The 22,444-nt window shown below is 62.6% G+C and carries 18 protein-coding genes; 13 read left to right on the top strand and 5 right to left on the bottom strand.

The window, feature by feature from the left end; all coding sequences use genetic code 11:
• Positions 1–15: 15 nt before the first annotated feature.
• On the bottom strand, positions 16–1,554 hold the full coding sequence (locus ACSQ2W_RS14675; protein ID WP_436086907.1) for an aromatic amino acid lyase: 1,539 nt from the start codon (positions 1,552–1,554) through the stop codon (positions 16–18).
• A 140-nt stretch (positions 1,555–1,694) separates the two neighbouring features.
• Here ACSQ2W_RS14675 and ACSQ2W_RS14670 point away from each other — a divergent pair, with 140 nt between their 5' ends.
• A complete protein-coding gene (locus ACSQ2W_RS14670; RefSeq protein ID WP_436086906.1) occupies positions 1,695–2,903 on the top strand; it encodes a LysR family transcriptional regulator in 1,209 nt (402 codons plus the stop codon).
• 50 nt (positions 2,904–2,953) lie between these two features.
• Here the strand turns inward: ACSQ2W_RS14670 and ACSQ2W_RS14665 are convergent, their stop codons facing one another.
• Entirely contained in the window at positions 2,954–3,925 is a 972-nt protein-coding gene (locus tag ACSQ2W_RS14665; RefSeq protein WP_436086905.1) for a GlxA family transcriptional regulator, read from the bottom strand.
• 110 nt (positions 3,926–4,035) lie between these two features.
• On the opposite strand from ACSQ2W_RS14665, the gene ACSQ2W_RS14660 reads away from it, so the two are divergent.
• From ACSQ2W_RS14660 to ACSQ2W_RS14620, 9 genes are all read left to right on the top strand, one after another.
• Positions 4,036–4,938, top strand: a complete 903-nt coding sequence (locus tag ACSQ2W_RS14660; RefSeq protein WP_436086904.1) for a 3-keto-5-aminohexanoate cleavage protein — start codon at positions 4,036–4,038, stop codon at positions 4,936–4,938.
• A gap of 216 nt (positions 4,939–5,154) precedes the next feature.
• A complete protein-coding gene (locus ACSQ2W_RS14655; RefSeq protein WP_436086903.1) occupies positions 5,155–6,645 on the top strand; it encodes a carnitine 3-dehydrogenase in 1,491 nt (496 codons plus the stop codon).
• A gap of 177 nt (positions 6,646–6,822) precedes the next feature.
• On the top strand, positions 6,823–7,983 hold the full coding sequence (locus tag ACSQ2W_RS14650) for an acyl-CoA dehydrogenase family protein (protein WP_436086902.1): 1,161 nt from the start codon (positions 6,823–6,825) through the stop codon (positions 7,981–7,983).
• Positions 7,984–8,206: 223 nt separating this feature from the next.
• Positions 8,207–10,261: an acetate--CoA ligase family protein gene (locus ACSQ2W_RS14645; protein WP_436086901.1), complete on the top strand. Its 2,055-nt coding sequence runs from the start codon at positions 8,207–8,209 to the stop codon at positions 10,259–10,261.
• 4 nt (positions 10,262–10,265) lie between these two features.
• Positions 10,266–11,048 (top strand): carnitinyl-CoA dehydratase, encoded by a 783-nt coding sequence (locus tag ACSQ2W_RS14640; RefSeq protein ID WP_436086900.1) that lies wholly within the window; start codon positions 10,266–10,268, stop codon positions 11,046–11,048.
• Between the two features lie 309 nt (positions 11,049–11,357).
• A complete protein-coding gene (locus ACSQ2W_RS14635) occupies positions 11,358–12,947 on the top strand; it encodes an ABC transporter substrate-binding protein (RefSeq protein WP_436086899.1) in 1,590 nt (529 codons plus the stop codon).
• On the top strand, positions 12,947–14,056 hold the full coding sequence (locus ACSQ2W_RS14630) for an ABC transporter permease (protein ID WP_436086898.1): 1,110 nt from the start codon (positions 12,947–12,949) through the stop codon (positions 14,054–14,056). The genes ACSQ2W_RS14635 and ACSQ2W_RS14630 overlap by 1 nt, the downstream gene beginning before the upstream one ends.
• A complete protein-coding gene (locus ACSQ2W_RS14625) occupies positions 14,053–14,880 on the top strand; it encodes an ABC transporter permease (protein WP_113005335.1) in 828 nt (275 codons plus the stop codon). The genes ACSQ2W_RS14630 and ACSQ2W_RS14625 overlap by 4 nt, the downstream gene beginning before the upstream one ends.
• Positions 14,873–16,504, top strand: a complete 1,632-nt coding sequence (locus ACSQ2W_RS14620) for an ABC transporter ATP-binding protein (protein WP_436086897.1) — start codon at positions 14,873–14,875, stop codon at positions 16,502–16,504. The genes ACSQ2W_RS14625 and ACSQ2W_RS14620 overlap by 8 nt, the downstream gene beginning before the upstream one ends.
• 47 nt (positions 16,505–16,551) lie before the next feature.
• On the opposite strand, the gene ACSQ2W_RS14615 is transcribed toward ACSQ2W_RS14620, so the two are convergent.
• A complete protein-coding gene (locus ACSQ2W_RS14615) occupies positions 16,552–16,887 on the bottom strand; it encodes a hypothetical protein (protein ID WP_436086896.1) in 336 nt (111 codons plus the stop codon).
• A 62-nt stretch (positions 16,888–16,949) separates the two neighbouring features.
• Here ACSQ2W_RS14615 and ACSQ2W_RS14610 point away from each other — a divergent pair, with 62 nt between their 5' ends.
• Positions 16,950–18,950: a CocE/NonD family hydrolase gene (locus ACSQ2W_RS14610; RefSeq protein ID WP_436086895.1), complete on the top strand. Its 2,001-nt coding sequence runs from the start codon at positions 16,950–16,952 to the stop codon at positions 18,948–18,950.
• Between the two features lie 4 nt (positions 18,951–18,954).
• On the opposite strand, the gene ACSQ2W_RS14605 is transcribed toward ACSQ2W_RS14610, so the two are convergent.
• Entirely contained in the window at positions 18,955–19,356 is a 402-nt protein-coding gene (locus ACSQ2W_RS14605; RefSeq protein ID WP_436086894.1) for an ACT domain-containing protein, read from the bottom strand.
• A gap of 301 nt (positions 19,357–19,657) precedes the next feature.
• Here ACSQ2W_RS14605 and msrA point away from each other — a divergent pair, with 301 nt between their 5' ends.
• Positions 19,658–20,302, top strand: a complete 645-nt coding sequence (gene msrA / locus ACSQ2W_RS14600) for a peptide-methionine (S)-S-oxide reductase MsrA (RefSeq protein ID WP_436087792.1) — start codon at positions 19,658–19,660, stop codon at positions 20,300–20,302.
• A 59-nt stretch (positions 20,303–20,361) separates the two neighbouring features.
• Here the strand turns inward: msrA and ACSQ2W_RS14595 are convergent, their stop codons facing one another.
• Positions 20,362–21,276, bottom strand: a complete 915-nt coding sequence (locus ACSQ2W_RS14595; RefSeq protein ID WP_436087791.1) for an alpha/beta hydrolase — start codon at positions 21,274–21,276, stop codon at positions 20,362–20,364.
• A 170-nt stretch (positions 21,277–21,446) separates the two neighbouring features.
• Here ACSQ2W_RS14595 and ACSQ2W_RS14590 point away from each other — a divergent pair, with 170 nt between their 5' ends.
• Positions 21,447–22,358 carry a LysR family transcriptional regulator gene (locus ACSQ2W_RS14590; protein ID WP_436086893.1) on the top strand — a complete coding sequence of 304 codons (912 nt, stop codon included), beginning with the start codon at positions 21,447–21,449 and terminating at the stop codon, positions 22,356–22,358.
• Positions 22,359–22,444 lie beyond the last annotated feature (86 nt).

The following is a 22,444-nucleotide window of genomic DNA, read 5'->3' as shown; positions in this document are numbered from 1 at the left end:
CTGCGCCTCCCTTCGTCATTTACCCAGCGCGAAGAAGTCGTCGAATTCAGGCATCGGAGCCGCAGCGACCAGGGCGAACAGCAAATCCTCGGACGCAAACACCTCGTGAAGAGCCTCGATCTCCTTTGAGAGCGGCCGGTCCTTCAGGTAGATCGGGCTCAGCGCACGGACACAATCATAGGCGATCTGCGTCACGCCTTGCGGCTTGTCGCCGAGCAGATCGATGGCTTGCGCCGACAGAAGCGCCTCGATCGCCGCCATCTGGCGCAGATCGCGCACCTGCGTCTCCATGCGTTCGACGATCAGTGGCAGGAAGGTTGCCTCCTCTTCGAGACCACCGGCGACGACGATCGACTGCGCCGAAAGCGGCACAGCCATCGACTGGACGCGCATATAGAGCTCGACGACCAGTTTCATCAGCGGCCCAAGCCCGCTCGCCACCTCGCCGGGAGCGACCAGATTGATCGGCAGGTTTCGCCGCACCCCGTTCGAGAGGAGAATGCAGCGGTTCAACATATTGCGCGCCACATGGGAAAAGGCGATCTGCGCCGTCTCGATATAAAGCGTGGTCGTCAGTGGCAGCGAGGCGCCCGACGCGTGGACCTGGCCGCCGAGCACCACCGGATTGTCGTCCGACATGTAGGTCGCATCGACCAGCCGTTCGGCCGCAACGAGAAGCGTATCCACGACAGCGCCGAATACCTGCGCGGTCATCCGCAGGCTCAAAGGATCATGGATCGCGGTCGGCAACGGCCAATCGACGACATTCGACTGGCCGTAAAGCCAGGAGCCGACCAATGCTTCGCCGCGGGTCGCGAGCGCCGCCGCGACCCGCCACGGATCGGCGGAGGCTCCCAATGACAAGGATGACATCAGGCCGGTCGCCATTGAAACCCGGACGGCGGAGGCTGCCTCGCGCAGGACATCGGCCGCGGCGGCAAAGGCCGTCGCGTTGACGCTTAGCGCTGCCAGCGCGTCGCGCGGCTGCATGACGAAGGGCTTGAGCCCGGCACGAAGCAGGGCTTCGGCGGCGGGCAGCAACTCGCCACGGAAAAATGCCTCGCCGGAGCCAGTCAAGACGGAAGCCACCTGCCCCATCAGGCCGATATCGGCGCAACCGATCGAACCATGGCGATGGACGGCGGGCACGACGCCACGCTCCAGAAGACCGAGAAACGCCTGGACGAGATCGACGCTGCAGCCGGTATGGCCACCAAGCGCGGTATTGACGCGGATGGCGATGGCCTTGCGCACGATCGCCTGCGAAAAGAGCTCGCCGGTGCCAAAGTGATGCGCCTTGACAAGCGCGGCGTTGAATTCCGTGACGTCATCGACGGTCCACAGACGGTCCTTCATCGAGCCGACGCCGGTGTTGGCGCCATAGACCGGCAAGCCGATGGCGATACGATCGGCAATGACGGCATGCGCCGCTTCCACCCGCGCGAAAGACTGCTCGGCCACCGTCGGCACATAGACGCCCGAACCGATCTTCTCCAGCACGGCGAAGTCGAGCGGATTGCCCGTCAGGACAATGGTTTTTACCGATGCGTGCATGCTTTGACTCACGTTTGATGCCGCACATGCTATGCCCAATCTTCCCGATTGTGATATATCCCAAAAACGGAACATGAGATATGAAGAACGGAACATCCGGCTTTCATCCCGCATGTACCTCTTGCTGAGACAAACCGGCCATGGATATCGCCACGCTTTCTCTTGTTCATGCGATCCTTGAAGAGCGCGGAATTCGCCGGGCCGCCAAAGCCGGAAACCGGCCGGTCGCAAGCGTCAGCGCCGCGTTGAAGCGCTTCGAAGCTGCCATCGCGGTACCGCTCGTCAGGCGCGAAGGCGGCAATTTCGTGCCGACGCTCGAGGCGCAAAGCCGGATGCCGGACCTTTCGGCGGCGAACCGGGCAATCCAGTTGCTGCTTTCACCGGGGCCGGCCAGACAATTGTACACCGTGCCCTCGATCAACCTGACTGCGCTCGACCGTTTCGTCACCGTTGCGCGCAGCGGCAGCATTCGCGGCGCCGCAAGGACAGCGGGCACCGGCCAGCCGCAACTCACCCGGCAGATGGCCGATCTCGAACGAGACCTCGGCTATAGTTTGTTGATCCGCTCCCCGTCCGGCATCGCCTGTACGCCAGAGGGCCTGGCCGCGATTCCAATCGCTGAAAGCCTGCTCGATATCTGGCAGCGACTGTCGCGCGCGTCCGGCGACCGGTTCCGGCGGGCGGCCGCGACATGGCGGCTCGGCTCGGTCATGCCGCTCGGGCCGGAGAGCGAGATCGCCCGCATGCTGGCGGCTCTGACCGCCGAATGGCACCGCGCCCGCCCGCGCCAGCCGCTCTTCATCTCCAGCACCACCGCAGACGAGTTGATCGCCGGATTAAAGAGCCGCCGCTTCGACGTGGTGCTGCTCGATCTTGAAACCTTTCCGGCAGAATTCGAAGGACGGTTGATCTCGCGCGCGCCGCTGGCGCTGACCGGGCATGCATCGCTGTTTGCGGCCCATGGCGAGGACATCCGCGGATTGCTTCAGGCCAAGCCGATCGCCGTTCCGAGCCTGAAGAGCGGCCTGCGCCAGCAGGCGGAGCAATTCCTCAGCGAGACTGTCGGGGAACAGGACCGCAACCGGCTGACTGTGGCCGAGGTCGACTCCATTCCCGTTATCCTCAATCTGGTGATGAACCACGGATACCTCTCGATCCTTCCGGAAAGCTCCACGGCGCGCGTGCGAAACGCCCCTGCCATGCGCCGGCTGGGGCCTGGCTATATGCAAAACCTTTGCCTTGTCTGGCAGAAGAACGCCCTGTCGCGCCAGGTCGGGGAAGCGATGCTGGCAATGATGCTGGCCACCTCGATTGAAATGAAATCTCCGGACCACGCCGCAATCCCTTGAATCGACTCCGAAATCGATCGCCACTTGAATCGGCGCGTGAAGGGATTGAATCACTTCTTGAGCTTCAGGCGCCTGCGCGTCTCGCTCGGACTTTCGCGGTAATGGGCGCGGTAGCTGCGGGAAAAGGCCGAGGAGGAATTGAAGCCCGTAGCAGCTGCGATATCGGCGAAATCGGCCCGCGTCTCGATGACCTTGCGCCGCGCCGCATTCAGCCTCAGCGCCAGATAATGGGCATGCGGCGCGACGCCCATAGTCTCCTGGAAAAGGTCCTGCAGATGACGCGCACTGATCCCGGCCCGCTTGGCGAGACGGGTGAGCGTCAGCGGCGCATCCACCGTCTCCTCCATCAGCTTGACGGCCGCGCCAACGCGCGCGTCCAATATTCGCATATTGCCGATCGCCGGCACCTGGAGGAGGTCGCCGCGCGTGCGCTCCTGCTCGTAGATGAACAACCGTGACACCTCCAGCGCCAGCGAATAACTGTGTTGCCGGCGGATCAGTTCCAGCATCAGGTCGAGTGTCGGCAACGAGCCGCCGGTGGTGATGCGTTTGCCGTCGATGACGAAGCGCTCGCGGACCATGGTGATCTGCGGATAGGCTGCGGTGAAATCCTCGAAATCCTCCCAGTGGGTCGTGGCCGAAAAATTGTCGAGCAGGCTGGTTTCGGCCAGCATCCAGGACCCCGATTCGATGCCGGCCATCACCTCGCGATAACGCGCCGTCTGCGAAAGCAGCATGCGCAGATGCGCGGTCGTGTAGGCCTGCCAGTTGTAGCTCGAGAGAACAAATAGTGGCGCGGTCTCCTTCTGTGGCCGAAAGGAACCGGCCACCGGGATCGGGATGCCGCTCTTGGTCTCGATCGCCTTGCCGTCCGGACTGAAGATTTCCCAGTCATAGAGGACTTTTCCGGCGATGCGGTTTGCGGCGCGCAAGGGTTCGATCACCGATGCAACCAGGATCAGATTGGTCTCCGGCAGCACGAGCAGGTCGATGTGCTGGGTCTCGTCCTTCGGCGCAAGCATCCGTCTCTCCCGTACGCGAATTCCGGAAATGTATAATACGTGTCTGAAAATGGAAAGCAGAGCGCTCGTTCTTGGCTCGTAATGGGCGACAGGAACAAGGGGAGATTTTTATGCCGCTGAGCATGAACCGTGAGGTTTTCATCACCTGTGCCGTAACCGGTTCAGGCGACACCGTTTCCAAATCGTCGCATGTGCCGATCACACCCAAGCAGATCGCCGATGCCGCGATCGAGGCGGCGAAAGCCGGTGCTGCCATTGCCCATTGCCATGTGCGCGACCCGGAAACCGGCGCTGCCGCCCGCCGCCTCGATCTCTACAAGGAAGTGACCGACCGTATCCGTTCCGCCGATGTCGATGTGGTCTTGAACCTCACCGCCGGCATGGGCGGTGACCTGATTTTCGGCAATGTCGAACAGCCGCTGCCGCTCAATCCGCAGGGCACCGACATGGCCGGCGCCACCGAGCGCGTCGCCCATGTAGCCGAATGCCGCCCCGAAATCTGCACCCTCGACTGCGGCACCATGAACTTCTCGCTCGGCGATTACGTCATGACCAACACACCGTCCATGCTGCGCGAAATGGCTCGCCAGATGACAGCGCTCGGCGTCCGTCCGGAAATCGAGGCCTTCGACACAGGCCACCTGTGGTTTGCCAAGCAGCTCGTCGAGGAAGGCCTGATCGAGGATCCGGTGCTTATCCAGCTCTGCATGGGCATTCCGTGGGGCGCGCCGGACGACATCAATACCTACATGGCGATGGTCAACAATGTGCCGAACAACTGGACCTTCTCCGCCTTCTCGATCGGCCGCAATGCGCTCGCCTATCCGGCGGCTGCGGTGCTCGCCGGCGGCAATGTCCGCGTCGGCCTCGAAGACAATCTTTATATTGGCAAGGGCCAGCTCGCGACCAACGGCCAGCTTGTCGAAAAGGCCGTGAGCGTCATCGAGGGCATGGGCGCGCGGGTGATCGGCCCGGCCGAAGTGCGTGAAAAGCTGAAGCTGGTGAAGCGCTGAATGCGGGTATGAAGCGAAGGCCCCTCATCCGGCCCTTCGGGCCACCTTCTCCCCGCTGGGGAGAAGAGGGTGAGTACAGAACCGCTTCACAAGCTGTTGGTTTGAAGACAAGGCGAGCCGGCAATTTCCCTCTTCTCCCCAGCGGGGAGAAGGTGGCCCAACGGGCCGGATGAGGGGGAACCCGACTACAGAATTCTAGAGGGAACGCGGAAACTCATGACCAAAATCACCAAGGCGGCCTGTATCGGCGGCGGCGTTATCGGCGGGGCCTGGGCGGCGCGCTTCATCCTGGCCGGCGTCGACGTCAACATGTACGATCCGCATCCGGAAGCAAAGCGCATCATCGGCGAAGTCATGGCCAATGCCGAAAAGGCCTATGCCATGCTCACCATGGCGCCACTGCCGAAGAAGGGCACGCTCACCTTCTGCGAGAGTATTGAAAAGGCCGTTCAAGGCGCTGAATGGATTCAGGAAAGCGTGCCCGAGCGGTTGGCGCTGAAGCGTGGCGTCATCACTGAGATCGACGCGGCCGCCTCCCCGGACGCGCTGATCGGCTCCTCCACCTCCGGCCTGATGCCGTCCGACCTGCAGACCGAGATGAAGCATCCTGAGCGCATGTTCGTGGCGCATCCCTACAATCCCGTTTACCTCTTGCCGCTGGTCGAACTCGTCGGCGGCAGGAAGACCTCGAAGGAAACCATCGCCCGCGCCGGCGTCGCCGTCGAACAGATCGGCATGAAAGGCGTCGTCATCGCCAAGGAAATCGAAGCCTTCGTCGGCGATCGCCTGCTTGAAGCGCTGTGGCGCGAAGCCCTCTGGCTGATTAAGGACGATATCTGCGACACCGAGACACTCGACAACGTCATGCGCTATTCCTTCGGCATGCGCTGGGCGCAGATGGGGCTGTTCGAGACCTACCGCATTGCGGGCGGCGAAGCCGGCATGCGCCATTTTCTCGCCCAGTTCGGCCCCTGCCTGAAATGGCCCTGGACGAAATTCACGGATGTCGTCAACCTCGACGATGCGCTGGTCGAAAAGATCGGCGCCCAATCGGATGCGCAGGCGGCTGGACGCTCGATCCGCGAACTGGAACGCATCCGCGACGAAAACCTCGTCGGCATCATGCATGCGCTGAAGAGTGGCGACGGCGGCAAGGGCTGGGGTGCCGGCAAGCTGCTCGCAGAATTCGAACAGCGCCTCTGGGCGAATGCGGAAAGGCCGCAGACCGATCTCGGTGCCTCCCGGCCGATCCGCATCCTCGACACCAAGGTCAATGCCGCCTGGGTCGACTACAACGGCCACATGACCGAACACCGCTATCTGCAGGTCTTCGGCGACACATCCGACGGCCTGCTGCGCCTGATCGGTGTCGATCTCGAATATGTCAAAAACGGCCACAGCTACTACACCGTCGAAACGCATATCCGGAACCTCGGCGAAGCCAAGCTCGGCGACGCGCTGTACTCGACCTGCCAGATCCTGTCGCACGACGAAAAGCGCCTGCACATCTTCTCGACCATCTACAACGCGGCAAACAATGAGCCCGTCGCGACCGCCGAGCAGATGCTGCTGCATGTGGATTCGAAGGCGAGCAAGGCCGTTCCTGCGCTCCCTCAGGTCATTGCCAGGGTGAAGGCGATTGCGGAGGCGCATGCCGGTTTGCCGAAGCCGGAGGGCGTCGGACGATCAGTGGGACAGAAGCGTTAAAGGGACGGCAAGGTTGCCCCTCATCCGCCCTATCGGGCACCTTCTCCCCGTCGAGACGGGGAGAAGGACAAGCGGCATCCTCCGTCGTCCCCTCTCCCCGCCTGCGGGGAGAGGGCTAGGGTGAGGGGCAGGCCTGGGGAGAGGCCGAAGCAGAAATAATAAATACGAGGGAACATCATGAATTTCGCACTGACCGAAGAACAGCAGATGATCGTCGATACTGTGCGCGGTTTTGTTGAAACCGAAATCTATCCGCACGAGAACGAGGTGGAGCGCACCGGTTTCGTGCCGCGCGAACTCGGCCAGGAGATCGCGGCCAAGTGCAAGGCGCTCGGCTTCTTCGCCTGCAACATGCCCGAGGAAGTCGGCGGCGCCGGTCTCGATCACCAGACTTTCACGCTGGTCGAGCGCGAACTCGGCCGCGGCTCGATGGCACTCACCGTCTTCTTCGGCCGCCCCTCCGGCATCCTGATGGCCTGCAACGCGGAGCAGCGCCAGAAATACCTGATCCCCGCCGTCACCGGCGACAAATTCGATGCGCTCGCCATGACCGAACCGGATGCCGGCTCCGACGTCCGCGGCATGAAATGTTTTGCCAGGCAGGACGGCGACGACTGGATCGTCAACGGCACCAAGCACTTCATCAGCCACGCCGACATCGCTGATTTCGTCATCGTCTTCATCGCCACGGGCGAAGAAGACACGCCGCGCGGCCCGAAGAAGAAGATCACCTGCTTCCTCGTTGATCGCGGCACCCCCGGCTTCGAGATCCGCGACGGCTACAATTCAGTGTCACATCGTGGCTACAAGAATTGCATCCTGACCTTCGACGATTGCCGCCTGCCCTCGTCGCAGATTCTCGGCGAGGTCCACAAGGGCTTCGACATCGCCAATGATTGGCTCTACGCCACGCGTCTGACGGTGGCTGCGACCTCGGTCGGCCGAGCCCGGCGGGCCTTTGACTATGCGCTGTCCTATGCAGCCGAACGCAAGCAGTTCGGCAAGCCGATCGGCGCCAACCAGGGCGTCTCCTTCAAGCTCGCAGACATGATCACCGATATCGATGCGGCCGATCTGCTCACGCTGTCGGCCGCCTGGCGTCTTGACCAGGGCCTTCCGTCGAACCGCGAAATTGCCTCGGCGAAAGTCTTTGCAACGGAAATGCTCGCCCGCGTCACCGATGAGGCAATCCAGATCTTTGGCGGAATGGGGCTGATGGACGACCTTCCGCTTGCCCGCTTCTGGCGCGACGCCCGCGTCGAGCGCATCTGGGACGGCACGTCTGAAATCCAGCGGCACATTATCAGCCGCGACCTGCTGCGGCCGCTGGGGGCGTGAGGATGATTTCGATCTGGCAAGACACCCCTCCCCAACCCCTCCCCACAAGGGGGAGGCACTTAATTCGCCGCTCCCTTGCGCAATTCTCCCGATTGTCATGTGCGGGAGTTCCCGCCTTCGTTGGGCGGGCAATTGACGCAATGGCGCTGCGGCAGGTTATGCCCCTCCCCCTTGTGGGAAGGGGTTGGGGAGGGGCATCCGCGTCAAACGAAGGAGCCACCGAATGACGCGCTCACTCGACCGATTAATTCGCCCCCAGTCCATCGCCGTCTTCGGTGGCAAGGAGGCGCACCGGGTCATCGAGCAATGCGACAAGATGGGGTTCACTGGCGATATCTGGCCGGTCCACCCCAGAGAAGACGAGATCTTCGGCCGCCGGTGCTACCGCTCCGTGGCAGAACTTCCGGCCGCGCCGGATGCCTCCTTCGTCGGCGTCAACCGCCAGCTCACCATCGACATCATCCGCGACCTTTCCGCCCGCGGCGCGGGCGGCGCAATATGCTATGCGTCCGGATTTCGCGAGGCGATCAGCGAGCTTGCCGACGGCAACGACCTGCAGGACGCGCTGGTGGCGGCTGCCGGCGGCATGCCGATCGTCGGGCCGAACTGCTACGGCTTCATCAACGCGCTCGATGGCGCCCTGCTCTGGCCCGACCAGCACGGCATGCAGCGCGTCGACCGGGGCGTCGCCGTTTTGACCCAGTCCTCGAACATCGCCTGCAACATCTCCATGCAGAGGCGCGGCCTGCCGCTCGCCTATATCATGACGGCCGGAAACCAGGCACAGACAGGTCTTTCCGAGCTCGCGATCGCAGCGTTGGAAGACCCCCGCGTCACCGCCGTTGGCCTGCACATCGAGGGTTTCGACAGCATCGAGGCCCTGCAGCGGCTAGCCGCGCGGGCGCGGGAACTGAAGAAGCCGGTGGTCACGCTGAAGGTCGGCAAATCCGAAGCCGCCCAACTTGCGACCGTGTCGCATACGGCTTCGCTTGCCGGCAACGACGCCGTCTCAGGCGCCCTGCTGGAGCGCCTCGGCATCGGCCGAGTCGATACCTTGCCGGAGCTGCTGGAAACGCTGAAGCTGCTGCACCTTCACCCGCCGCTCAAAAGCCTCGACATCTCGTCGATGAGTTGCTCCGGCGGCGAGGCATCGCTGATCGCCGATGCCGGCGTGAAGCGCAGGACTGTATTTCGCGCCCTGAAAGACGAACAGCGCCAGCCGCTGCGCGAAAGCCTCGGCGAAATGGTCACGATCGCCAACCCGCTCGACTACCACACCTTCGTCTGGGGCAATCTGGAGAAGCAGACGACCGCCTTTACCTCGATGATGAAGGGCGACTATGCCCTCAACCTCGTCGTCCTCGACTTCCCGCGCCAGGACCGCTGCGACGCGGCTGACTGGAACACCACCTGCAAGGCCGTCATCGCCTCGGCCAGGGCGACCGGCGCAGCCGCCGGCATCGTCGCCAGCCTTGGCGAGAACATGCCGGAGGAAACGGCGCTGTCGCTTATGGCAGCCGGCGTCGTCCCCTTCTGCGGCATCGACGAAGCGCTGGCCGCGGCCGAAATCTCGGCCGGCATAGGGGCGGCCTGGGCGAAGCCCGCTTCCGGCCCGCTCCTGTCCGCGACACCGTCCGATGGAGAGATCGTCACGATCAGCGAGAGTGAAGCCAAGGCGGAACTGACAGCGTTCGGCCTCGTCGTCCCCATGGGCACGGTGGCGATGACCGCTGACGAGGCCGCCGAAGCGGCAGAGGCGCTCGGCTTCCCCGTTGTCCTCAAGGGACTTGGCGTTGCCCACAAGACGGAAGCAGGAGCCGTCAAGCTCAATCTTGGCGACCGCCAATCCGTGCTTGACGCGGCCAATGCCATGAAGGGCGTCGCATCCGGCTATCTCGTCGAAAAAATGATCGGCAAACCCGTCGCTGAAATCATCGTCGGTGCACTGCGCGATCCCGTCGCGGGCCTCGTGCTCACCGTCGGTGCCGGTGGAATCCTCGTGGAATTGCTGGACGATTCCGCGATTTTGACGCTGCCGACGACACCGGAGGCGATCGGTGACGCTATCTCCGGCCTGAAGATCAAAAAGCTGCTCGATGGCTATCGTGGCGGCCCGAGAGGCGACGTCGAGGCGCTGGCGGCGGCTGTCGCTGCCGTGGCATCCTATGTCGCAGCAAACGCTTCCAAGCTCGAAGAACTGGATATCAATCCTATCATGGTACTGCCGCAAGGGTCTGGGACCGTTGCCGCCGACGCCTTGATCCGTCGAAGGAAATGACCCTATGACCGGACCAATCAGAACCCGCCGCGAAGGTGGTATTCTCGAAGTCACCATCGACCGGCCGAAAGCCAATGCGATCGATCTGGCGACCAGCCGGATCATGGGCGAAATCTTCCGCGACTTCCGCGACGACCCGCAATTGCGCGTGGCGATCATCACCGGCGCCGGCGAAAAATTCTTCTGCCCGGGGTGGGACCTGAAGGCGGCGGCTGCCGGTGATGCGGTTGACGGCGACTACGGCGTCGGCGGTTTCGGCGGCATGCAGGAACTGCGCGACCTCAACAAGCCGATCATTGCCGCCATCAACGGCATCTGCTGCGGCGGCGGGCTGGAGATCGCGCTTTCGACCGATCTCATCCTCGCCGCAGAGCACGCGACCTTCGCGCTGCCGGAAATCCGCTCGGGAACGGTCGCTGACGCCGCCTCGATCAAGCTGCCGAAGCGCATCCCCTATCACATCGCCATGGACATGCTTTTGACCGGTCGCTGGCTCGATGCCGCCGAGGCGCACCGCTGGGGCTTCGTCAACGAGATCCTGCCCGCCGGCAAGCTGACCGACCGAGCCTGGGAACTCGCCCGCCTGCTCGAAAGCGGCCCGCCACTGGTCTATGCCGCGATCAAGGAAGTGGTCCGCGCCGCCGAAGGCGAAGACTTCCAGACAACGATGAACAAGATCACCAGGCGCCAGTTCAAGGCGGTCGACATTCTCTATTCGAGCGAAGACCAGTTGGAAGGCGCGCGGGCATTTTCGGAGAAACGCGAACCGGTCTGGAAAGGAAAATAGCGGGCTGCGAAATGATGGCAGCAGACCAGCCGAGCAGTGCATCTCGCAAGCGCAATACCATAAGCCATATTTATGAAAACTGCAGAATTTTTACGTGAATACGGTTCAACCTTTGAACGATACCATCAATTTTAACAAGGCTTTCCGGCATCGGCAGGCCAACTTCGGGAAAGGTGTAGCGGCGGGAGATAAATCCGCAAAAATGACTGGCCTCCCTGCCTTCGGGCAGGCATTCTAGCAGCAACCCGATCAACCAATGATCGAACAATAATCATAACGGCAAAAGCCATCAAACAAGGGAACAGGGGAATGAGCGATTACAAGAACTACCTCGCCAATCAGGTCAAGATGGGCAAGATGAACCGGCGCGAATTCATGGGCCGGGCACTCGCAGCCGGCATCGCCCTGTCGAGCGCCAGCACACTGTTTGCGGCAAGCGCGGCCGCGCAGGAACCGAAGCGCGGCGGACATCTGAAGCTCGGTCTCGAAGGCGGCTCGGCCACCGACGCGCTCGATCCGGCCAAGGCCCTCTCTCAAGTGCTTTTCTGCGTCGGCCGCAACTGGGGCGACCTCTTGGTCGAATCCGATCCGCTGACGGGTGCTGCCGTTCCGGCCCTGGCCGAATCCTGGCAGCCTTCGCCGGATGCTGCCGTATGGACCTTCAAGATCCGCAAGGGCGTGCAGTTCCACGACGGCAAGGAACTGACGATCGAAGACGTCGTGAAGACCCTGCAACGCCACACCGACGAGAAGTCGGAATCGGGCGCGCTTGGCGTGATGAAGTCGATCAAGACGATCGAGAACAAGGGCGGCGATCTCGTCCTGACGCTGACGGAAGGCAATGCAGACCTGCCGCTGCTTCTGTCCGACTATCACCTGATCATCCAGCCGGGCGGCGGCTACGACAATCCCAACGCCGCCATCGGCACGGGTCCCTACAAGCTGACCAGCTTCGAGGCTGGCGTGCGCGCCACTTTCGAAAAGAATCCGAACGACTGGAACCCGAACCGCGGCTATGTCGACAGCGTTGAAATCATCAACATGAACGACGCGACCGCGCGTATCGCAGCACTTTCCTCCGGCCAGGTTCACTACATCAACCGTATCGATCCGAAGACCGTTGCGCTCCTCAAGCGCGCGCCGACAGTCGAAATCCTCTCGACCGCCGGCCGCGGCCACTATGTCTTCATCATGCACTGCAACACAGCACCGTTCGACAACAACGACCTGCGCATGGCGCTGAAATACGCGATGGACCGCGAAAACATGGTCCAGACCATTCTTGGCGGCTACGGCAAGGTCGGCAACGACTTCCCGATCAACTCCACCTATGCCCTCTTCCCGGAAGGCATCGAGCAACGCGCCTACGATCCGGACAAGGCCGCCTTCCACTACAAGAAGTCCGGCCACAGTGGCCCGGTTCTGCTGCGCACGTCCGACGTCGCCTTCCCGGGCGCCGTCGACGCGGCAGTGCTCTACCAGGAAAGCGCCAAGAAGGCCGGCATCGAGATCGAAGTGAAGCGCGAGCCCGGAGACGGCTACTGGTCGAACGTCTGGAACGTCCAGCCCTTCTCGACCTCCTACTGGGGTGGCCGCCCGACCCAGGATCAGATGTATTCGACAGCCTATCTGTCGACTGCCGACTGGAACGACACGCGCTTCCTGCGTCCGGATTTCGACAAGATCCTGCTCGAAGCCCGCTCCGAACTGGACGAAGCCAAGCGCAAGGAAATGTACCGCACCATGGCGATGATGGTGCGCGATGAAGGCGGCCTGATCCTGCCGATGTTCAACGATTTCGTGAACGCCTCGACCAAGCAGGTGAAGGGCTATGTCCACGACATCGGCAACGACATGTCGAACGGCTACGTCGCAACCCGCGTTTGGCTCGACGCCTGATGGCGGGCGGCGGACCAATCACGGGGCCGGCGCTATCGACGGGTCCGGCTTCGGGGGGCGAAGGCCTCTCGCAGCCCGCACCGATCCCCGGAGCCCTGGTCACACCCCCGACGGGTGTCGTGACCGGCACGTTCTGGCGCCGTTTCACCCTGCGTCGCCCCCTGGCGGCCCTTATCATCCAGCGCCTGGGTTTAAGCGTTGGTCTCCTTTTTGCCGTGTCGCTGATGATCTTCGGCGGCGTGGAAGCCCTGCCCGGCGATTTCGCCACCACCTATCTCGGCCAGTCGGCGACTCCGCAGGCGGTCGAAAACATCCGCAAGGATCTCGGCCTCGACAAGCCACTGACCGAACGCTACCTCAACTGGCTCGGCGGCGCCGTCAAGGGTGATTTCGGCACGTCCTGGGCCAGCAAGAATTCGGTCAGCGAACAGATCGGCAAGCGGCTCGGAAACTCGCTGTTCCTCGCCTTCTTCGCAGCATTGGTGTCCGTGCCGCTTGCCGTCGCGCTCGGCATGCTCGCCGTGCAATATCGAAACCGGCTGCCGGACAAGATCATCAACGTCATATCGCTCGCGGCGATCTCGCTGCCCGAGTTCTTCGTCGGTTACCTGCTGATCCTGTTTTTCGCCGTTCAGCTGGGCGTCGCCACCTTCCCGGCTACCGTCTACGACAGCATGGGTTTTGGCGAACGCCTGTCCGCCATCGCCCTGCCGGTCGCAACGCTTGTGCTTGTCGTTCTCGCCCATATGATGCGCATGACCCGCGCTGCGATCCTCAACGTCATGTCGTCGGCGTATGTCGAGACGGCGGAACTGAAGGGCCTCAGCGCCTTCCGCATCATTGCCCGGCATGCTGCTCCCAACGCCGTTGCGCCTGTCATCAACGTGATCGCGCTCAACCTCGCCTATCTCGTGGTCGGCGTCGTCGTGGTGGAAGTGGTATTCGTCTATCCGGGCATGGGCCAGTACATGGTCGATGCCGTGACGGTGCGCGACATGCCGGTGGTGCAGGCCTGCGGCCTGATCTTCGCCGCCTTCTACATTTTCCTCAACATGGCCGCGGATATTCTTGCCATCCTCGCCAATCCAAGATTGAGGCACCCACGATGAGATTGAGCTCCATTCCCATAAGTGCCTGGGTCGGCATCGCCGGCATCGTGCTGGCCCTGTTCTGCGCAATCTTCGCACCCTGGATTGCCCCGTTCGGCGAGCGCGACGTCGTCGGCGATATCTGGCTGCCGATGGGCGGTGACTTCCTGCTCGGCACCGACAATCTTGGCCGCGACCTGCTTTCCCGCCTCATCTACGGGGCGAGAACAACGATCTTCGTCGCTCTCGCCGCAACCTTCATTTCCTTCTCGCTGGGCATGCTCCTGTCCTTTACCGCGGCAGTCACCGGCGGTCTCATCGACCAGCTGTTCTCGCGTTTCAACGACCTGATGATGGCGATCCCGACCTTGATTTTCGCCCTCGTCGTCCTTGCCGTCTTGCCGCAGCAGCTCTGGATCCTGATCCTCGTCATGGCTGTGCTCGACAGTACCCGCGTCTTCCGCATCGGCCGCGCCGTGGCGCTCGATGTCGCGGTGATGGAATTCGTCGAGGCAGCGCGCCTTCGCGGCGAGGGCACGAGCTGGATCATCTTCCGCGAAATCCTGCCAAACACGCTGTCGCCGCTTCTGGCCGAATTCGGCCTGCGTTTCGCCTTCTCGATCCTGTTCCTTTCCACCCTTTCCTTCCTCGGTCTCGGCATCCAGCCGCCGGCTGCCGACTGGGGCGGCATGGTCAAGGACAACAAGGACGGCATCATCTTCGGCATCTCGGCAGCCCTTGTTCCGGGCGGCGCGATTGCCGGCCTTGCCATCTGCGTCAATCTCGTCGTCGATTGGCTGATGAAGCGAACCTCGAGCCTCAAGGGAGGGCGCGGCGATGCCTGATCTACTTTCCGTCAAGAACCTGAAGATCGAGGCCACCAGCTATCCTCCCGGCGAACCGCCGAAGACGGTGACCCTGGTCGAAAACGTCTCCTTCGATGTCCAAAAGGGCAAGGTGCTTGGATTGATCGGCGAAAGCGGCGCCGGCAAGTCGACCATCGGGCTTTCAGCGCTCGCCTATGGCCGTGGCGGGGCATCGATCACCGGCGGCCAGGTGCTGCTCAACGGCAAGGATATCCTGACGCTCGGCCGTGACGGCGTTCGCACCATCCGCGGCTGCAAGGTCTGCTATGTCGCCCAGTCGGCGGCGGCCGCCTTCAACCCGGCTCACAGGCTCGGCGAACAGGTGATCGAGGCGTCATTGCGCCACAAGATCATGAGCCGCACTGAGGCGGAAAAACGGGCGCTCTACCTCTTCCGGGTTCTTGGCCTGCCGAACCCTGAAACCTTCGGCGACCGCTATCCGCATCAAGTCTCCGGCGGCCAACTGCAGCGCGCCATGACCGCCATGGCGCTCTGCCCGAACCCGGAGTTGATCGTCTTCGACGAACCGACGACGGCGCTCGACGTCACCACCCAGATCGACGTCCTGGCCGCCATCAAGCATGCGATCGAGGAGACGCATACCGCGGCGCTCTACATCACCCATGACCTTGCCGTCGTCGCCCAGATCTCCGACGACATCATGGTGCTGCGTCACGGCAAGACGATCGAATACGGAACCACCAAGCAGATCATCGAAGCCCCTCGCGAAGACTATACCCGGGCGCTGGTCAGCGTCCGCCAGACCAAGCGCGAGGAAGCCGTCGACCAGAGCAATACGCTTTTGAAAATCGAGCATGTGAGCGCCGGCTATGCCAACGGCTTCAAGGTGCTCCACGATGTTTCCATGCATCTGCCCAAGGGCCAGACGCTGGCGATCGTCGGCGAGAGCGGCTCCGGCAAATCGACGCTGGCCCGCGTCATCACCGGCCTCCTGCCACCATCGGAAGGCAAGATAACGTTCGACGGCAGGGAGCTTCCGAAGGCTCTGAGTTCGCGTACGAAGGATGAGCTTCGCCGCGTGCAGATGATCTATCAGATGGCCGATACGGCGATGAACCCGCGCCAGACGGTGCGCGACATCATCGGCCGGCCGATCTCCTTCTACTATGGCCTGCACGGGGCGAAGAAAACGGAGCGGGTCAGGCAACTGCTCGACCAGATCGAGATGGGCGACCGGTTCCTCGACCGCTACCCGGCCGAACTGTCCGGCGGCCAGAAGCAGCGCGTCGCCATTGCCCGAGCACTGGCGGCAAAGCCGGAACTGATCCTCTGCGACGAACCGACCTCCGCGCTCGATCCGCTTGTGGCCGAAGGCATCCTGAATCTGCTTCTGAAGCTTCAGGAGGAAACCGCTGTTTCCTATGTCTTCATCACCCACGACATCGCTATCGTCCGCGCCATCGCCGACAGCGTCGCCGTCATGCACCGCGGCAAGCTCGTCCGGTTCGGCCCGAAGTCCAAGGTGCTCTCACCGCCCTTCGACGACTACACCGACCTGCTTCTGAAATCGGTCCCGGAAATGGAACTCGGCTGGCTGGAGAAGGTGCTGACGACACGAAGGATGGAAAGCGCGGGGAATTGAGCATCTGCGATCCAAAGGCAGCCCGAAGCCGATCTCGGGCTGCAATCTTACTTGGCGGTGCAGGCGACATCGCCCTGGCGCTGCGCGGCCTCGCCTTCCAGCATGACCGAAGGATCGGCCTTCGCCGAGCAGTCCCCCTTCGCGACGGCGCCGGCACGGAAATGCACGACGGGCTGCCCTTCGATGAAGATGCTCGGCACGGTCTCGTAGAGTTCTGGAGGGCAGTTGGCGACGTCGGACAACCTGAGCGCCGGCTGACCGCCGATCATGACGCTGGTGGCGCCCGACAGCGCGCAAGCCGGGAGCGGTGGCGCGTCGTCACCCAAGGCGGAAGCCGCAAAGGCAAGGATCAAAACGCCCGCCAAAACATTTCTCTTCAACATTCTCGTCCTCCCGCGACGCCGCCGACAATGCGGCTGCGACAGCATGCAGAAAAGACCAGCCCATGACCACAGGCAATTTCACCGTCATCGAGAACCAATGGATCGTCCTCATGGATGGGACGCGGATGGCCGCGCGCATCTGGATGCCGGACGGCGCCGACAGCAATCCGGTTCCCGCGGTCTTCGAGTACCTGCCCTATCGCAAGCGTGACGGCACCAGCCCGCGCGACGAATCCACCTACCCGGTTTTCGCCGCTGCCGGCATCGCCGGTGTTCGCGTCGATATCCGTGGCTCCGGCGAATCCGACGGCGTCATCGACGGCGAATATACGCCCCGCGAACTGGCCGACGGCTGCGAGTTGATCGCCTGGATCGCCGCACAGCCCTGGTCGAACGGCAAGGTCGGCATGATGGGCATTTCCTGGGGCGGCTTCAACTGCCTGCAGGTGGCGGCGCTGAAACCGCCGGCGCTGAAGGCCGTGATCTCGATCGCCTCGACCGTCGATCGTTACAATGACGACATCCACTACAAGAACGGTACGCATCTTTCCGCGCAACTTTCCTGGGCGGCAACGATGCTCGCCTACCAGTCCCGTTCGCCGGATCCGGCTCTGGTCGGCGACATGTGGAGGCAGATGTGGCTGGAGCGCCTGGCGCTCGAACCCTTCTTCATCGAGGAATGGCTGGAGCACCAGCGCCGTGACGCCTTCTGGAAGCACGGCTCGATCTGCGAGGACTTCGACGGCTTCCCGGTACCCGCCATGGTCATCGCCGGCTGGGCCGACGGCTACCGCAACACGCCGATGAAGGCGGCCGAAGGCATGGGCGATCGGGTGAAAACCCTCATCGGCCCCTGGGTACACAAATATCCGCATTTCGCATGGCCGAAACCGCGCGCCGATTTCCATGGCGAGGCCATCGCCTGGTGGAACCGCTGGCTGCGCGACGAGGACACTGGCGTCGAAAACCTGCCGCAGATGCGGGCCTTCATTCTCGATGGCCCGAAGCCGGCGCTGCGGCGCGATGTGGACCCCGGTTTCTGGATCGCCAAGGACACATGGCAGCCGCCGGAAATGCAGTGCTTCTATGTCGACCAGTTCGGCAGCCTGCAGGAAGGCATGCCGATCGCCGGCGCCCACGACCACAACGCCTATCTGAGATCGCCGCTCGATACGGGCACCACCGCCGGCGAATGGTTCACGCTGAAACCGGACGCCGAAATGGCGGGCGACCAGCGGATCGACGATGCCGGCTCGCTGACCTTCCAGACCGCGCCGCTGTCCCATGCGGTCGACTATCTCGGCCAGCCGGTGCTGACCGTCGAACTCTGCTGCGACGGAGATTGGGCAAACCTCATCGCTCGCCTCGTCGATATCCACCCGGATGGCACGGCGACCCGTGTCACCTTCGGCGTGCTCAACCTTGCCCACCGCGACGGTCATGCCGAGCCGAAGCCTATGGAGAAGGGCAAGAGAACGCAGATCCGACTGGTACTCGATGCCTGCGGCTATCGCTTCGGCGCCGGCCACCGCATCCGCCTGTCGCTCTCGACATCCTACTGGCCGATGGTCCTGCCTGCGCCGACCGATCCGGGCCTGACATTCGATCTCGCTTCCCTCGGCCTTGCCCTGCCGAAACTGGGTGACCATCAGGTCATCACCATGCCGGAGCCGGCAAATCCCGATCCGCTGCCGAAATATACCGAGCTTGCGCCGGGCAAGACCAGCCGCCGGGTCGAGCGCGACATGACGGCGGGCACGACGCGCTACCATATTTACGAGGACACCGGCCTTTTCGAGCATCCGGACACCGGCTTCGCCACGCAGGACATTCGCGACGAGATTTGGACGATTGTCGCGGCCGATCCGCTGTCGATGACCGGCGTCTCCACCTGGACCTGCATTGCCAAGCGCGAAAACTGGTCCGTCAAAACCGTTTCGACCTCGCGAATCTCCTGCACGGCAACCGACTGGCTGACCTCCGCCTCGGTCACGGCCTTCGAAGGCGAAACGCAGATATTCGAAAAGACCTTCGAGAAGCGCGTGCCGCGTGACTTCATGTAACGGATCAGACGGGCGCCAACTCGGCCAAGGCCGCAAGCGCCCGCTCCGCATCCTGCGCCGGCACGAAGATGTGGTCGTGGTAGTAGGCTGCAACGACATTGGCGCTGATGCGATGCCGCGTCAGCGCCGCCGCAACCGCCGCTGTCAGGCCGACTGCCTCGAGCGCCGAATGCACCGTCAGCGTGATGCAGCGCATCACCGGGCCATAAGGCAGACCGGCCTTGTCCGCCACTGCGCGCTCGAGGATCAGCGTCAGGCCTTCGTCCTCGCGGAAGAAACCAAGCGGCGACAGCGACAGCCAGTCACCCGCCTCCTCGCCCGCTACCGTGCAATACACATAGTCTGCGGGACGCAAGTCCGGGCGCATGTCGCGCAGGAGCACGTCGAGATCGGTAATAGCCGCCATTTTCGCTTCCTAGCCTCCGGGCCACTCGCCCATCACGCAAGCGTGTACCACTAAAGGTGACCTTTCACTTTGGCGTTACGCACGCATTTGCGATTTGACCCATGATCAAGCGCCGGGCCACAGTTTGCTCATGAAGCAAAGGCGTAATGTCGCCGGGTTCAGGCCGGGAGCCACATTGCGTCCGCGACAGAACAGGAGGAATGCCATGCCGTCCATCAAAACACAATCTGCCGCGCGAAACACCGGACGCTCCCTCGCGCTCGGCCTTGGCGCAGCGGCAGTCGCTGCCGCACTCTTCGCGATGTCCTCGACCTTCGGCAACGCCGCCGAAGAAGCGGTCGTCATTCCTCCTCCCGCTGTCGATGAAACGGCGAGCGCGATGACCGAAAAGGCCGTCTTCGCCGGTGGCTGCTTCTGGGGCGTGCAGGGTGTCTTCCAGCATGTGAAGGGCGTGAAAAACGCCGTCTCCGGTTATTCCGGCGGCACGAAGGAGACGGCCGTCTATGAAACAGTCAGCAACGGCAAGACGGGTCACGCAGAGTCAGTCGAGATCACCTACAATCCGAAAGAGGTCACCTACGGTCAACTGCTGCAGATATTCTTCTCGGTGGCACACAATCCGACACAGTTGAACTATCAGGGCCCAGACCACGGTACGCAGTACCGCTCGGAAATCTTCACCACCAATGGTGAGCAGAAGAAGATCGCCCTGAGCTATATCGCCCAGCTCGACGAGGCTGCGGTTTTCGGCGAACCGGTCGTCACCAAGGTCTCGGACATGACCGCCTTCTATCCGGCCGAGGAATACCACCAGGATTTCCTGACGCTCAATCCGACCTACCCGTACATCGTCTACAACGACATGCCGAAGATCGAGAACCTGAAGGCGCTGTTCCCGGCGAAATTCAGCCCCGAGCCGGTTCTGGTCCTGAAGGCCAAGGGCTAGTGCATGTCGCCCAAAAGTGTGTAGCGGTTTTGGGGCAACGACAGGCATGAAACCAAGAACTAAAGCGTTCCGACGAAACCACGGACTCCGAGGCAAATCTGACGGAAACCTTCCTGCGCGCCCTCACTCATAAAACGGGCGCGCATCCACGCATGGATCATCTGCGGCTCGTCGCGATAGGTCACATTCACACCGGCGGCGAACAGGCGCTCAGCATAGACCGCGGCGTCGTCGCGCAAGGGATCAAAATGCGCCGAGGTAATATAGGCCGACGGCAACCCGGAGAGGTCGTCGGCTTTTAGCGGATGAGCAAAGGCATTCTCCGGTGGCGCCTTCAGCACGTCCCGATAGTGGCGGACATCCGCCGTCGACAGGCCCGGCGCCTCGGCCATTTCTGCATAGGAGCCCGACTTCAGGTCACCACCGAGCCCCGGATAGATCAGCACCTGCCCGACGATACCGCCAACAGCCTCCGCCTTGGCTTTCAGTGCAATCCCCGCCGCCAGATTGCCACCGGCGCTGTCGCCCGCGACGACCAGCGGCCGGCCATCGGCAAGCAGCCAGGTCAGCACCTCGAAACAGTCGTCGAAGGCGGCCGGCCAGACATGTTCCGGCGCAAGCCGGTAGTCGACGGATACCAGTTCGGCCTTCGCCGCATGCGCAATCTCCGCGCAGATGGCATCGTGGCTTTCGAGCGACCCGACCACGCAACCGCCGCCATGGATGTAGAGAATCCGCGTTTGCGTGGCGATTTCCACCGGTCTGTAGCGGCGCACGGGAATCCGGCCGCCAACCAGTTCGTCTTGCCGCGTGAGTCCTTCCGGCGACGGCGCATCGAATTCGGCGCAGAGCGCGTCGTACCATCTGCGCTGCTGCTCGATCAGCACATCGACGCCATCGGCCGGATAAAACTCCTCGCAGCGTTTGTGGAAGGCGAGAATGCCGGGTTCAGAGGGGAAAGGCTTTGGCTGCATCGTATCCACCATTTTCTCCTGCTCTCGGTAACCTATCAAAACACATTGGTCGCGCTATCCGGAAACCGGCATATTGGATCGCTTCTCGTGTCAGTGACGTTGCCACCAAAGACCGTTGTCGCACCTAATTCCACCTTGCCACTCCCCCCTCCGCCCGTGTTAGCTAGACCATGGCCTTCACACTCCGTCAGCTCCAGTATTTCGTCGCCGTCGCCGAACAGGGCTCCATCACCCGGGCGGCGCAGAACCTTTCGATTTCGCAATCCTCGATCACCGAAGCCATCAAGGAGTTGGAGACGGACCTGAGCGTCGAACTGTTCGAGCGCCACCCGCGCGGTCTGCATATCACCCATAACGGCCACCAGTTCCTGCGCCATGCGACCAAGATCCTGGCCGGCGTCTCGGATGCCCGCCGCTCGTTTTCACAGGAGCGGGTTGAGCGCACCGGCGGCAAGCTCAATCTTGGCGTCACCTCGCTCGTGGCCGGTTACGTCCTTTCCGATCTTCTCGCCCGCTATCGCCGCGCCTGCCCGGAGGTCGAGGTGAGTGCCATCGAAGACAATGGCTCCTATCTCGAACATCTCTTGGTCGGCGGCGAGCTTGATGTCGCGGTCATGGTCATCTCCAACCTGCGCGACCGCATGGCGTTGCAGGCAGAAATCATCGAGACCTCGGCTTACCGTCTCTGGCTGCCGCTCGGCCATCCGCTGGTCTCGGCGGATATCATCTCCGTTGCCGATATCGCCAAAGAGCCGTTGATCATGCTGACGGTCGACGAAATCGAGGAGAACACCGGCAAGCTTTTGACCGCGCTTGGCGCTCGCCCGCATGTCGCCTTTCGCACCCGCTCCGTCGAGGCCGTGCGCAGCCTGGTCGCCACCGGCGCCGGCATCGCGCTCCTGCCCGATCTCGTCTACCGGCCCTGGTCTCTGGAAGGCGACCGGATCGAAAGCCGGGACGTCTCCGGCGCTCTCCCCGTCGTCCAGGTCGGCATGGTCTGGCGCAAGGGCTCAGGGTTGCCGCAATCGGCAAAGGACTTCATCGGGGTTGCAGAGGCCTTGCGCAGTGGCAGGTCCCGGTAAAGTCGATCGATATCGGGAAAACCGATAGCAACATTCTGATTAATGAATTTGCGAAAGCGGCAAAATGGAGGCACCTTTTCTTCTGG

Source organism: Pararhizobium sp. LjRoot255, from assembly GCF_964252905.1.
Lineage (GTDB): Bacteria > Pseudomonadota > Alphaproteobacteria > Rhizobiales > Rhizobiaceae > Pararhizobium.
Note: the sequence above shows the minus strand (reverse complement) of the source record. Positions and strands in the feature narration are given on the sequence as shown.